The organism is Streptomyces violaceus (genome assembly GCF_036014075.1).
In the GTDB taxonomy this organism is placed as follows: Bacteria; Actinomycetota; Actinomycetes; order Streptomycetales; family Streptomycetaceae; genus Streptomyces; species Streptomyces violaceus.
In genome coordinates this window covers 7873379-7886232 of the sequence record NZ_CP107911.1, presented here as the reverse complement: position 1 = coordinate 7886232, position 12854 = coordinate 7873379, and the positions used below count along the sequence as shown (strand labels likewise).

At 70.9% G+C, this 12854-nt stretch carries 12 protein-coding genes and 2 pseudogenes; 9 read left to right on the top strand and 5 right to left on the bottom strand.

Features of this window, described 5'->3' with window-relative positions; genetic code table 11:
* Positions 1–104: 104 nt before the first annotated feature.
* Positions 105–1625, bottom strand: coding sequence for a glycoside hydrolase family 43 protein (locus OG542_RS35610; protein WP_328416307.1), 1521 nt, complete (start codon positions 1623–1625; stop codon positions 105–107).
* A gap of 132 nt (positions 1626–1757) precedes the next feature.
* Complete coding sequence (locus OG542_RS35605; RefSeq protein WP_311130521.1) at positions 1758–2825, bottom strand: LacI family DNA-binding transcriptional regulator; 1068 nt, start codon at positions 2823–2825, stop codon at positions 1758–1760.
* A gap of 213 nt (positions 2826–3038) precedes the next feature.
* On the opposite strand from OG542_RS35605, the gene OG542_RS35600 reads away from it, so the two are divergent.
* The 9 genes and pseudogenes from OG542_RS35600 to OG542_RS40790 all read left to right on the top strand — a co-directional run.
* Complete coding sequence (locus OG542_RS35600) at positions 3039–3251, top strand: hypothetical protein (protein ID WP_328416305.1); 213 nt, start codon at positions 3039–3041, stop codon at positions 3249–3251.
* Positions 3252–3352: 101 nt separating this feature from the next.
* Positions 3353–4264 carry a LysR family transcriptional regulator gene (locus OG542_RS35595; RefSeq protein ID WP_328416303.1) on the top strand — a complete coding sequence of 304 codons (912 nt, stop codon included), beginning with the start codon at positions 3353–3355 and terminating at the stop codon, positions 4262–4264.
* A gap of 141 nt (positions 4265–4405) precedes the next feature.
* Positions 4406–5572, top strand: a complete 1167-nt coding sequence (locus OG542_RS35590; RefSeq protein ID WP_261682853.1) for a CaiB/BaiF CoA transferase family protein — start codon at positions 4406–4408, stop codon at positions 5570–5572.
* A gap of 73 nt (positions 5573–5645) precedes the next feature.
* Positions 5646–6422, top strand: a complete 777-nt coding sequence (locus OG542_RS35585; RefSeq protein WP_328416300.1) for a crotonase/enoyl-CoA hydratase family protein — start codon at positions 5646–5648, stop codon at positions 6420–6422.
* Positions 6423–6428: 6 nt separating this feature from the next.
* A complete protein-coding gene (locus OG542_RS35580) occupies positions 6429–7175 on the top strand; it encodes an acetoacetate decarboxylase (RefSeq protein ID WP_328416297.1) in 747 nt (248 codons plus the stop codon).
* Entirely contained in the window at positions 7172–8122 is a 951-nt protein-coding gene (locus OG542_RS35575) for a 3-hydroxyacyl-CoA dehydrogenase NAD-binding domain-containing protein (RefSeq protein ID WP_328416295.1), read from the top strand. Before OG542_RS35580 ends, OG542_RS35575 begins: the two co-directional genes overlap by 4 nt.
* Position 8123: 1 nt before the next feature.
* Entirely contained in the window at positions 8124–9329 is a 1206-nt protein-coding gene (locus tag OG542_RS35570) for an acyl-CoA dehydrogenase family protein (RefSeq protein WP_328416293.1), read from the top strand.
* Positions 9330–9578: 249 nt separating this feature from the next.
* Positions 9579–10248, top strand: a pseudogene (locus OG542_RS35565) (hydrolase).
* Positions 10248–10469, top strand: a pseudogene (locus OG542_RS40790) (helix-turn-helix domain-containing protein); the annotation flags it as partial. The pseudogenes OG542_RS35565 and OG542_RS40790, both read left to right, overlap by 1 nt.
* On the opposite strand, the gene OG542_RS35560 reads toward OG542_RS40790, so the two are convergent.
* The 3 genes from OG542_RS35560 to OG542_RS35550 form a co-directional block, all read right to left on the bottom strand.
* Positions 10362–10946, bottom strand: coding sequence for a hypothetical protein (locus OG542_RS35560; RefSeq protein ID WP_328416291.1), 585 nt, complete (start codon positions 10944–10946; stop codon positions 10362–10364). The pseudogene OG542_RS40790 and the gene OG542_RS35560 sit on opposite strands and share 108 nt — an antisense overlap.
* Before the next feature lie 176 nt (positions 10947–11122).
* On the bottom strand, positions 11123–11791 hold the full coding sequence (locus tag OG542_RS35555; protein ID WP_328416289.1) for a DUF5701 family protein: 669 nt from the start codon (positions 11789–11791) through the stop codon (positions 11123–11125).
* A gap of 66 nt (positions 11792–11857) precedes the next feature.
* Positions 11858–12826: an AraC-like ligand-binding domain-containing protein gene (locus tag OG542_RS35550; protein ID WP_328416286.1), complete on the bottom strand. Its 969-nt coding sequence runs from the start codon at positions 12824–12826 to the stop codon at positions 11858–11860.
* Positions 12827–12854 lie beyond the last annotated feature (28 nt).

Genomic DNA, 12854 nt, shown 5'->3' with positions numbered 1-12854 from the left:
GGGCAGAAGCGGTGGGGTCCGTAGCCGACGCTGCGATTCCTCCACAGACACCTCCAGCGTCGAGGACGCCGAGGAGGAGGCAGGCCGGCTGAGGGGAGGCGGCCTCAGTCTTCGAGCGGCTCGTAGTCGAACCAGTCGAAGTGGACGGAGCCGGCCGCGGCGAACATTCCGATGACCCGGCCGGTGAAGCCGCCGGCGACCTCCGTGGACAGATACCGGCCGTCCAGCGAGGCGAGTCTGGCGAAGGCGCCGTCCGGTTCCTCGATGCCGATCGAGATGGTGTCGGGGCCGGTGCGTGCGTCGTTCACCGTCCGCTCTTCGGCCACCTCGATGCGGAGCACCACAGGTCCCGGGCCGGTCGGCCGGGATGCCACGACGGTGTCCAACGGACCGATGCGGGCGCGCACCCGCACCTCTTGGGACGAGGCCTCGATGTCGTAGTGGTGCTGCTCGTCGAGGCGGACGGCCAGACCACCGCGCCCCTCCGCCATGTCGACCAGGGCGCGCACCCGGCAGGACGGATGCTGTTGCCTGCGGCCCACGAACGTCACGTCCGGCTCGTCGAGCGACCCGCCGCGGGCCCGCAGGGTCAGTTGACCGGACCGTTCCGCTGTCGTGCAGACCTCCGGGGGACGGTGGCGCAGCGAGATCCAGTGCGGGGCGAGCTCGTTCGTGTCGAAGTCGTCCCGGACGTCCGGCTCGGCGGTGGGGGGCCGCAGCGGCCAGGAGGGGGCGGGCAGGACGGGCGCCAGTTCGCCGACGACCGGCCAGCCGTCGGCCCAGTCGACCGGCACCAGGAACGTCTCCCGCCCGAGTACGTGCCAGCCGGGCGTGCCACCACCCGGCCGTACGCCGAGCAGCACCATCCACCACGAGCCGTCGGGTGCCTGGACGAGGTCCGCGTGCCCGGTGTTCTGGATGGGGTGGTCGGTGCCCCGGTGGGACAGGATCGGGTTGGCCGGGCACGGCTCGAACGGGCCCGTGGGCGTGCGGCCGCGGGCGATCGAGACGCCGTGGCACCGCTCGGTGCCGCCCTCGGCGATGAGCAGGTACCAGTAGTCGCCGATCCGGTAGAGGTGCGGTGCTTCAGGGGCCTTGGCGCCGGGGGCTCCGGACCAGAGCCGGCGCCGCGGGCCGAAGGCCTCCCCGGTTCCGGGGTCGATGCGGACCTGCCCGACTCCGGCCGTGGTGCACCAGCAGGTGCCGTCGTCGTCCCAGGCGAGATCCGGGTCGATGCCGTGCACCCCGGGCAGCGGGAGCGGATCGGACCAGGGGCCCGCCGGGTCGGCGGCCGTGAAGAGCAGATTGCCGTCGCCGCTCACGTTCGTGACGATCAGCCAGAAGCGGCCGTCGTGGTAGCGCAGCGTGGGCGCGTAGATCCCTCCCGACGAGAACGAGTCCAGCGGCAGGCGCAGTTGGCTCGGGCGGTCGAGTACGTTGCCGATCTGGGTCCAGTGCACCAGGTCCCGGCTGTGGAAGATCGGTACGCCGGGGAAGTACTCGAAGCTGGAGCACGCGAGGTAGTAGTCCTCGCCCGCCCGGCAGACGGACGGATCCGGGTGGAAGCCGGGGATCACGGGGTTACTGATGGTGTTGCCCGTCGCGGGCGCGTTCGGCGGCCTCATCAGGTCCTTTCGCTGGTTCGACCAGACACCCGGCTCGGAAGCGAAACTTTCCCTCTCACTGATGGATTGTTTCCGTGGGAGGCTAACGACGGCTCTCCCCGGGGTCAATGCCCAACGGCCTGCTGCGGCAGGTCAGTTCTTGGGTGGAGCCGTGCTGGCCCGGACCGTCAGGGTGGTCGCGATCTCCAGTCCGACCTGCGGGGCCGCCTCACCACGACCGAGCGTGAGTGCCAGTTCGGTAGCGGCCACGGCCATCTCGGTCAGGGGCTGGTGGACGGTGGTCAGGGGCGGATCCACCCAGGCCACGACCGGCAGGTCGTCGAAACCGACGACACTGAGGTCGTCGGGGATGCGCAGGCCCGCCTCACGCGCCGCCTGATAGACGCCGAGTGCCTGCAGGTCGTTGGCGGTGAAGATCGCGGTGGGTCGGTCGGGCAGGGCCAGCAGGGAACGCGCCGCGGCACAGCCGTCCTCCTGGGTGAGCGGCGCGTGCACGACCAGTCCGGGATCGGCCTGGAGGCCGGCGGCCTGCATCGCGGAGCGGTATCCGTCCAGCCGGGCGCAGCAGCACAGCACGTCCTCTGGGCCGCTGATCATCGCGATGCGGCGGTGCCCGAGCCGGGTGAGATGGCGGGTCGCGGTCCGGCCGCCGGACCAGTTCGTAGCACCCACGAACGGGACGTCGTCCGGCAGTTCGGTGGTCGGGTCGAAGACGACGAACGGAATCCCCTTCGCCGTCAGCCGCGCGCGCTCGGCCTCGGAGAGCTGGGCCACGGACAGCACGCAGTTCGGCCGCCGGGAGACGGTGTCGTCCCAGGTGGGCGCTGCCGAGTCGTGCAGTCCGAACTCGGACACCATGACACCGACGCGATGCTGTCGGGCCACTTGTTCCACGCCCCGGATGATCTCGACCGCCCACATGTCCTTGAGTTCGCGGAACACGAGCTCCACGACGTTGTTCCGGCCCGCGCCCGTGGGCTTGCGGTAGCCGTACTCATTGACCAGGGCCTCGACACGCGCCCGTGTGTCCGCCGAAACCCCCGACCTGCCGTTGATGACCTTGGACACGGTCGGGACGGAGACTCCCGCCGACTCGGCGATGTACGCGATGGTGACCGGCCGGGACGTGCCCTCGCGCTCGTCGTCCTGCTCCGTCGGCCCGTCGGTTGCGTGGTCCGCCAAGGTCGCCTTCCCGATCATCGAACCGCTCGCGCCCGGGCCGCGGCCGGGGCCCGAAAGCCGGTTGGACAGCGTCGTGTTGGTGTGTCCGGCCATTCTGGCATCTCGCCCCGTCGCACCTATGGCCTCGCTCACCTCTTCTTGTTAATTTCTCCGCCGCGCACAGCGAAAGTTTCCTTCACCGATCTGCGTTCCGGTCGTCCTGATGACGTCCCCTACCGGAAGGTGCACGTGATGCCGAGGAGACTCGCACGACTCCTGCGGCGACGACGCCGGTCGTCGCACCCCCCGCGGAGACTGGCGGCACTCCTCCTGGCGGTCGCCGACCGGGCGGTGCACGATCTGCCCCTCTACACCGCCGAGCCGGGCACCGACGACGAGGACCGGCTCAGGCTCCTCGCGAGTTGGGCTGCCACCCAGCCCGGCAAGACCACGGGCGCGCTGTAACGCCGGCAGGAGGCGGACTGACCACCCGGCGCGCCAACCGGGTGTGACCTGGCCGCACCAGGGGGCGGGAAGCACGGCGCGCGGTGGCTAGGGTGGGTGGTGTGGAGCTCCTACACCTGCGTTATTTCGTCGCCGTCGCCCAAGAACTGAACTTCTCCACCGCGGCCCGCAAACTGCACATGGCGGCGTCCCCGCTGAGCCGGCGGATCAAGGATCTCGAGAGCGAACTCGGGCACCGGCTGTTCGACCGTGACACGCATCGTGTGAGGCTCACCCCGGCCGGCACCGCGCTGCTGCCAATCGCGCGCGGTGTTCTGGAGCAGGTCGATTCCATCCGCTGGCGGCTGGAGGAGACGGCCCGGCCGCAGCGGACCACCTTGTTGCTCGGCGTCCCCAGCGGTATCCATCCGGACCTGCGCGAACGGATGGACGCCCTCGCCGGGCGGGTCGGCGACCGGTTCGAGATCAAACGCTGGCCGGGGGGCACTGACCGGCTGGTCGACGCGGTGTGCGACGGCCGGCTCGCGCTGACGCTGGCCCGGCTGCCGGTCGGCGGCGACCCCGCCCTGGAACAGTTGCCGGTGATGTCGGAGCGGCTCGGCGCGGTCGTGCCCAGGGACCGGTTCCCGGGGCGGGAGTCGGTCGGGCTGGCGGAGCTGGCCGAACTCGCCTACGCGGGCTCCCCCACGGCCGTGACCAACGCGTATTTCCGCGGACTCGACCAGCAGCTGTCCGATCTCGGCATCAAGAAGCGGATCGAACTGAGCAGCGTGACTTTCGACGGAGTTTCCGAGATAGTGGCCAGCGGACTGGCATTCTCTATTTCCATGCTGGATTCGAGAAGCCCTGTGCAGAATTACCGCCTTGACAATGTGACTGTCCTCCCCTTCTCCGATTTCCACCCGACGCTGGTGACCGGTCTGTTCTGGCGCAAAGACCGAGCCGATGGCGGTGACCTGGAGGAAGTCGTCGCAGCAGCCCGCGAGGTATTCGCCGATCCCCTTCACGCCTGAATTCTGAAGAAGCCTCGAAAAGGCGGTATGACCACTGCGGTCATACCGCCTTTCGCTATTTGGTCATTCCGTTCGAGACCAGCCCTTGCTAACTTAGTTTCCAGATACACACATGCGGTGAAGCAAGGAGTGAAGGTAACGATGACGGAAATCACGGAGACCACCGCCGGCCCTCTGGAAGGCGTGCGCGTGATCGACCTCTCGACCGTGGTGATGGGCCCGTACGCGGCCCAGATCCTCGGTGACCTGGGCGCCGACGTGATCAAGATCGAGTCGCCCGCCGACACCGTGCGCGTGGGCCACTACCGCACGACGCCGGGCATGACGCCGCTGAATCTCAACGTCAACCGCAACAAGCGGAGCGTGACCCTCAACCTCAAGGACGAGACCGACCGGGAGCGCGCGCTCGACCTGGTCGACACCGCGGACGTGCTGATCACGAACATGCGGCCCGGCGCGCTGCACCGCCTGGGTCTGTCGTACGCCGACATCGCCGCCCGCAACCCGCGGCTCGTCTACGCGCACGCCCAGGGGTTCCGCGGCGACTCGGACCGCGCCGGCCACGCCGCCTACGACGAGACCGTGCAGGCCGCGTCCGGCCTGGTCGACATCGCCGACCGCGCGCTGGGCGAGCCCGTCTACCTGCCGACCATCATCGGCGACAAGGTCTCCTCCCTGACCATCGCCTACAGCGTGCTCGCCGCACTGCTGCACCGGGACAGGACCGGGCGGGGCCAGCAGGTCGAGATCCCGATGACGGACACGCTGATCGCCTTCAACCTCGTCGAGCACCTGGCGGGACACACCCACGTGCCCGAGAGCAGCCCCACGGGCTTCCCGCTGTCGATGCTCAAGGGCCACAAGGCGGTGCGCACCAAGGACGGCCTGGCCTGTGTGATCCCGTACAACCCGCAGAACTACCGTGACTTCTTCACGGCCGCCGGACGCCCGGACCTCGCCGAGGACCCGCGGGTCGGCGGGGACGCCATCGACAGCGCCGACCACGAGGGCCTGGCCGAGCTGATCGGCGTGTGCGCCCCGGCGCTGACCACCGAGGAGTGGGCGGAGGTGTGCGCCAAGCACAGCATCCCGATGGCCCCCGTGCTGGAGCTCGAGAACGCCCACGAGGACCCCTACGTCCGTGACGGCCACCTGCTCGACACCGCCGAGCACCCGACCGAGGGCACCGTCCGCACCATCGGCATCCCGGTGCGCTTCTCCGCGACCCCCGGCTCGATCCGCCGGCTGGCGCCGGTCGCGGGCCAGGACACCGAGGACGTCCTCGCCGAACTCGACGCCGCCCGCTGAGCGCCGCCCCTCCCGCCATCACGCCGTCGGGGAGCGGCCCGCGCCCCCCGACGGCCGTCACAGAAGGACAACCATGAGCACCTCAGAAACCACTGTCGTACGTACCGAACGCATCGGATCCGCCCTGCTGATCACCCTCGACCGGCCAGAGACCCGCAACGCCGTGAACGCGGCGGTGGCCACCGGACTGGCCGGCGCGCTCGACGAGTTGGAGGCCGATCCGGCGCTGCGGGCCGGTGTCCTGACCGGTGAGGGCGGCACCTTCAGCGCCGGCATGGACCTCAAGGCGGCGCTGCGCGGCGAGTCGCCCGAGGTCGAGGGCCGTGGCTTCGGCGGCCTGACCGAGTCCGAGCCGGCCAAGCCCCTGATCGCCGCCGTGGAGGGCTTCGCCATGGGCGGCGGCTTCGAACTGGCCCTGGCCTGCGACCTGATCGTCGCGGCCGAGGACGCCCGGTTCGGTCTGCCCGAGGTCAAGCGCGGGCTGATCGCCGCGGGCGGCGGCGTGATCCGGCTGCCCAAGCGCATCCCGCACCACCTGGCCATGGAACTCCTGCTGACCGGCGAGCCCGTCGACGGCCGCCGCGCCGGTGAACTGGGCCTGGCCAACCGGGTCACCGGCACCGGCCAGGCCGTCACAGAAGCGCTCCGGCTGGCCGAGCGGCTCGCCGAGAACGCCCCGCTCGCGCTCGCCACCGTCAAGCGCGTCGTCCGCGCCGCCGACGGGGCGCCCGATGCCGAGGCCTTCGCCTTCCAGCGCGAACAGATGAAGACCCTGATGGCCTCGGCCGACGTCCGCGAGGGCATGACCGCCTTCGCCGAGCGCCGCCCCGCGCAGTGGACGGGGCGGTGAGGCGCCGTGCAGGCACAGGACGTACGACAGCACGTCACCACCCCGCTCACCAGCCCGGCGTTCGCGCCCACCGTCCCGCGGTTCACCGACCGGGAGTACCTCAACGTCGTCTACCGCACCGACCCCGACGCACTGCGGGCCGTGGTCCCCGAACCGCTGCGGATCGATGAGCCGCTGGTCCGGTTCGAGGTCATGAAGATGGGCGACGTCAGCGGCTACGGCCCCTACACGGAGGCCGGCCAGGCGATCCCCGTCAGCCTCGAGGGCGAGCGGGGCGAGTACCTGCACGCGATGTACCTCGACAACTTCCCGGCGACCGCCTCCGGCCGCGAGGTCTCCGCCTACCCCAAGGTCATGGGCTCCCCGGCGCTCCACGTCGACACCGGCGCGCTCGTCGGCACCCTCGACCACGGCACGTTGCGGGTCGCCACCGCGACCATGGGCTACAAGCACCACGAACTGGACCGGGCCGAGGCGGAGGCACAGATCACCGTGCCGACCTTCATGCTCAAGACCGTTCCCGGCTACGACGGTCTGCCGCGCGTGCAGGAACTCGTCCGCACCCGCATCACCGACGTCACCGTGAAGGGTGCCTGGACCGGTCCCGCCCGGCTCCAGCTGTTCCAGCACGTGCTCGCCCCGCTGGCCGACCTGCCGGTGCTGGAGGTCGTCTCCGCGAGCCACATCCTCACCGACCTGACGCTGTCCGGCGTCGAGCCGGTCCACGACTACCTGAAGGGAGCCGCGTCATGAACCGCGCCTTCCGCACCGCCGCGGTGATCGGCGCCGGGACCATCGGACTGTCCTGGGCGACGCTGTTCGCCGCGCACGGCCTGACCGTCCGGGTGACCGACCCGCGGCCGGACCTCGCCGAGGCCGTCGCCGAGGCCCTGGACCGGAACGCCCCGCAGCTGGCCGCCCGGGGCCTGGACGTGACCGGCCTCGCCGACCGGGTGCACATCGCGGCCGATGCCGCCGAGGCGGTCCGGGACGCGGACGTCGTCCAGGAGAACGGCCCCGAGCGGGTCGAGTTCAAGCGGGACCTGTTCGCCACGCTGGTCCGGGAGGCACCCGACCACGCGCTGCTGCTCAGCTCCTCGTCGGCGATCCCGTCCAGCGCGTTCACGCGTGAGCTGCCGGACGAGGCCGCCGCCCGGGTCCTGATCGGCCACCCCTTCAACCCGCCGCACCTGGTCCCGCTCGTCGAGGTCGTGCCCGGGGAGCGCACCGGCGAGGACGCCGTGCAGGACGCGGTGGACTTCTACACCTCGGTCGGCCGCACCCCGGTCGTCGAGCGCAAGGAGATCCCCGGCTTCGTCGGGAACCGGCTGCAGAACGCGCTCAGCCGCGAGGCGGTGTACCTCGTCGAGCAGGGCGTCGTGACCCCCGAGGACCTCGACAAGGTGATGACGAACTCGCTGGGCCTGCGCTGGGCCACGGTCGGGCCGTTCCTCGGCTCGCACCTGGGCGGCGGACCCGGCGGCTACCGGCACATGGCCGAGCACATCGGCGCGTCGATGAAGCAGATGTGGGCGGGCCTCGGCACCCCGTCGCAGAACGAGGAAGAACAGGAACGGCTCATCGAAGCCGTGGAAAAGGCCTACGGCTCCTCCACGTACCCGGAACTCACCGAGACGCGCGACCGCAGGCAACTCGCCGTGCTGTCCGCCCTGGACAGCGCCGACAAGGAGGAGAACTGAGATGACCACCACCACCATCGAACCGCTCGAGGACCAGCTGACCGCCGACTTCTACACCTACGAGGCCCTGCTGCCGGACGAGGAGCGCAAGATCCTCCTCAAGGCCCGCGCCCTCATGCGGGACGAGGTCAAGCCGCTGGTGAACGAGAACTGGGCCAAGGGTGAGTTCCCCACGGAACTCATCTCCCTGTTCCGCGACAGCGGCCTCGCCGGCCTCCCCTACGAGGGCTACGGCGAACACCGCCCCGCCGTCAGCAACCTCCTCAGCGGCATGCTCGCCCTGGAGATGACCCGCACCGACGCCTCCGTGTCCACCTTCTTCGGGGTCCACAACGGCCTGGCGATGTACTCGATCCACTCGGGCGGCGACCAGGAGCAGCGCGACCGCTGGCTCCCGGAGATGGCCGCGATGGACAGGATCGGCGCGTTCGCCATGACCGAGCCGCTCGGCGGCTCCGACGTCGCGGGCGGCATGCGCACCACAGCCCGGCGCGAGGGCGACACCTGGGTCCTGAACGGCGCCAAGAAGTGGATCGGCAACGCGACCTTCGCCGACTACGTCGTGGTCTGGGCCCGGGACGTCGACGACAACCACGTCAAGGGCTTCGTCGTCGAGAAGGGCACGCCCGGCTTCGACCCGGTGAAGATCGAGGGCAAGATCGCCTTCCGGATCGTGGAGAACGCCGAGATCACCCTGACCGATGTCCGCGTACCGGAGGCGAACCGTCTGCAGAACATCAACTCGTTCCGGGACGTCGCCGAGATCCTGCGCGCCACGCGCAGCGGGGTGGCCTGGCAGGCGCTGGGCGTGATGGTCGGCGCCTACGAACTGGCCCTCGACTACGCCCGGGAGCGCCGCCAGTTCGGCCGCCCGATCGGCGGCTTCCAGCTGGTGCAGGACCTGCTGGTCAAGAGCCTGGGCAACGTCACGGCGTCCTGGGGCATGCTGGTGCAGCTCGCCCGGCTGCAGGACGCGGGGATCTTCCGTGACGAACACTCCGCCCTGGCCAAGGCGTTCGTCACCTCCCGGATGCGGGAGGTCGTGGCCTGGAGCCGGGAGATCTTCGGCGGCAACGGAATCCTCCTGGAGCACGACATCGCCCGGTTCTTCGCCGACGCCGAGGCCATCTACTCCTTCGAGGGGACCCGCGAGATGAACACCCTGATCGTCGGCAAGTCGATCACCGGCCAGAGTGCCTTCGTCTGACGCACACGGGAACAGTGAACCCCAGGTCCTTCGATCTGGGGTTCTCTACCCGCGAACTCGCCCCGGCGCCACGGTCCGAGAGCCCGCCCGGATCGGTGCCGCGGCACGGAAGTTGCCCCGGTACGCACCCCTGCTGTCCCCACCGTGCACGGGCCTCCCCGGACCTCTCCGAGGCTCGTCCGGCGTGCCTAGCGTGACGAGCGAACCGGCCGGGATCCGAGCCGGAGTCACGCTCCCCGGAGGACACTCATGGTCAGCATCGCCGACGTCACCGCCACCCCCGGCCCGGACCTGCTCACCCCGGACAACTGCGCGGTGCTGTTCGTGGACCACCAGCCGCAGATGTTCTTCGGCACCGGCACCGGCAGCGGCGACCGCACCGCCATCATCAACGCCACCGTCGGTCTGGCCAGAGCCGCCCGGACCTTCGACGTACCGGTCGTGCTGAGCACCGTGGCCGCCGAGTCCTTCTCCGGCCCCGCTCCTGCCGCAACTGGCGGACGTCTTCCCCGGGCAGAAGCCCGTCGACCGCACCTCGATGAACGCCTGGGAGGACCTGGACTTCGTCGAGGCGGTCAAGGCCACCGGGCGGCGCAAGCTCGTCATCGCGGGGCTGTGGACCGAGGTGTGCGTCGTCCTGCCCGCGCTCTCCGCGCTCGCCCAGGGCTACGAGGTCTACGTCGTCACCGACGCGTCCGGCGGCGTCAGCCCGCAGGCCCACGAGCACGCGGTCCAGCGCATGGTCCAGGCCGGGGCCGTCCCGGTCACCTGGGTGCAGGTGCTCCTGGAGTTGCAGCGCGACTGGGCCCGTACCGAGACGTACGGCGCGGTGACGGACGTGGTGAAGGCGCACTGCGGCGCCTACGGTCTCGGCATCGTCTACGCGCAGGCGGTCATCGGCGCCCACGCCGCCGGCTGATGCCCGCCCGCCGGTGTCCCGGCCGGAGGGAGTGCACCGGCTGCCGCACGTATCATCGCGCGGTGGACACCGGGGTGGGGATCGCGGCGCCGTTCGGACGGCTGCTGCGCGCGTTACGGCAGAGCCGTCGGCTGACGATCGAGGAGCTGGCCGAGGCCTCCGGGGTGTCGGGGCGCGCCATCGGTGACATGGAGCGGGGCAAGAGCCGGCGTCCGCACCGTGGCACCGTCACCGCGCTCGCGCAGGGCCTGGAGCTGGACGACGCGGCACACGCGGAACTCCTGGGCGCCGCTCGCGCCGCCCGTCCCGGCGCCCAGCCCGCCGGGTTCACGAAGGCCTCGCCGCACTCGCTGCCGAGGGGCGTGCGTGACTTCGTCGGGCGGCAGGCGGAACTGGCCGCGCTGCGCGCCCTCGCGCAGGAGGCCGCCGGCAGCGAACCGGCGCGGGGCCGGGGACCGCTGGTGCCGCCGGCGGCCGTGGTGTCCGGCCCGCCCGGGAGCGGCAAGACTCTGGCGGGCCGGCTGGCCGAGGAGCTGGCGTCGTCCTGCCCCGACGGGGCGTTCCTGGTGGACATGCGGGGTCTGGACGAGCGGCCGCTCCCCGCGGAGCAGGCCCTGTCGGGACTGCTGGGCGCGTGGGGCGTGGGGGACGCGGAGCTGGCCCGGCTCAGCGCCGAGGAGCGGCTCACCTACTACCACGAGATCGCCGCCGGGCTCCGCGCGGTCCTGGTGCTGGACAACGTGGGCAGTGAGGCACAGGTCAGGCCGCTGCTGCCGCGCGGGGCGGCTGCTCGTGGTGGTGACGAGCCGCCGTGCCCTCGCCGGTCTGGAAGGGGTGCGGCGCGTCGAGCCGAGCCGGTGTCCCCGGACACGATTCAGGGCTTGCGGCCCGTGGCGGAGGCGAAGCCCAGCCAGGTGTGGCGGTTGTTCCACCAGCACCAGCCGACCTTCGGGGCGTCGCGGCGCTCGCGGCCGTCGCGCCCGGTGCCGTTGCTGATCCAGATCGCCGGGGTGCGGGCGTCGAACGTGCCGTTCGGCTTGCGCAGCCGGGAGCCGATGGTCATGAAGCACAGGTTGCGCTCCAGGGCCGCCGGTTGCTGGAGCACCCAGTGGATGCCCTCGGTGAGCAGCAGCGGGGTGCGGTCCTCCTTGGTGAGGGCGGGCAATGCCTCGTCCGGGCTCCAGTTGCTCATGTGGTCACCGCGGTCGAGGCCGGTGAGGACGTAGAGCGGGGCCTCGGGCAGCTCGATGGCGGTGGGGGCGAACTCATCGACGTCGGGCATGTCGACGACGACGAAGCCCGGCTTGCCCTCGCGGCGGAGCAGCGGCGCGAGGGCGGAGGCGGGGACCCGGTCCGGGTGCACGGCGAGCAGGGCGCCGTCGCTGCCCGCCCGGGCCTCGGCGTCCGCCGCGTACGTACGGATCTCGGCGGCCGGCAGCCCGGCGATCTCGTGCACCCCGGACTCGATCAGTCGCTCTGCCTGCGCGCTCAGGGCCGGGAGTACGGACAGAACGGCGGAGGTACCGGGCGTGGTCTCGGGCACGATGCTCCCTGGGTCGGCGGCTTGAACATTGAGGCAACGCGGTGAACCGCCGGGACGTTCCCGGGGTCAGGCACGGGATCGGCCGGACAGGCCGCTTCGCTGCCACTCGCGGGGCGTCACACCGTAGGCCGCCCGGAAGGCACGGCTGAAGTGACTGGGGCTCACGAAACCCCAGCGCCGGGCGACGGTCGCGACCCCGTGCCCCAGGGCCGGGGGCCGCAGAAGATCCTTGCGGCACCGCTCGAGGCGCTGCGTCCGGATCCACTCCCCCACCGTGACGCCCTCCAACTGGAACAGCTTGTGCAGGTAGCGGACCGACATGAAGTGCGCGGCGGCGATCCCCGGTGGTGACAGGCCGGGGTCGGAGAGGTTGCGCAGGATGTGGTCCTGCACGCGCACGAGGGTCGCCGCGGCGGTCTCCGGAGCCTGGGAGGTGAAGCGGCCGCTTCGCTCGTTGATCAGCAGCGCCAGCAGATCGAGCGCGGTGGCGGCGAACTGACGGCCGGCGACGGCGTCGAAACCGGCAGCTTCGCGGGCCAGGCGTGCGAAATAGGTCGCCACCAGTGCGGCACCGCCCTCCCGGCCGGAGAACGCCGTGGCGGTCATCGCCCGCAGATCGTCGTCCCGCACGCGCAGATCCTCGCGAGGGAAGTGGAAGGAGGTGAAACTGAACCTGTCCTGCACCTTCTTGCGGAAGAGACGGGAGGAGTCCGAGAGGGAGAAGTCACCCGGCCCTATCAGGGCCTCCCTCCCGTCCTGCTCCTTGATGGAGCTGCCTCGCTGCTGAAGGGTGAGGATGAGGAACTCCTTCCCGTCCCGGGCGATCAGCTGCCTGCTGCGCGTCACGACCTGCGGGCCCGCCTGGACGTGGGAGACGCGTAAGGAACCCAGCTCGTTGCTGACGATCCTTCCGGGTGACGGGTCTTTCTCGAGGAGGTGCACATCGAGCGGGATGAAGGTGCGTGACACGGCGTGGTGCCAGCGCTCCTCCCGGTCGGCCGCCGACAGTGACGCGGTGCAAAGGACGACGGCCATCCAGTTCCCCCCTGGGCATCATCGAGGG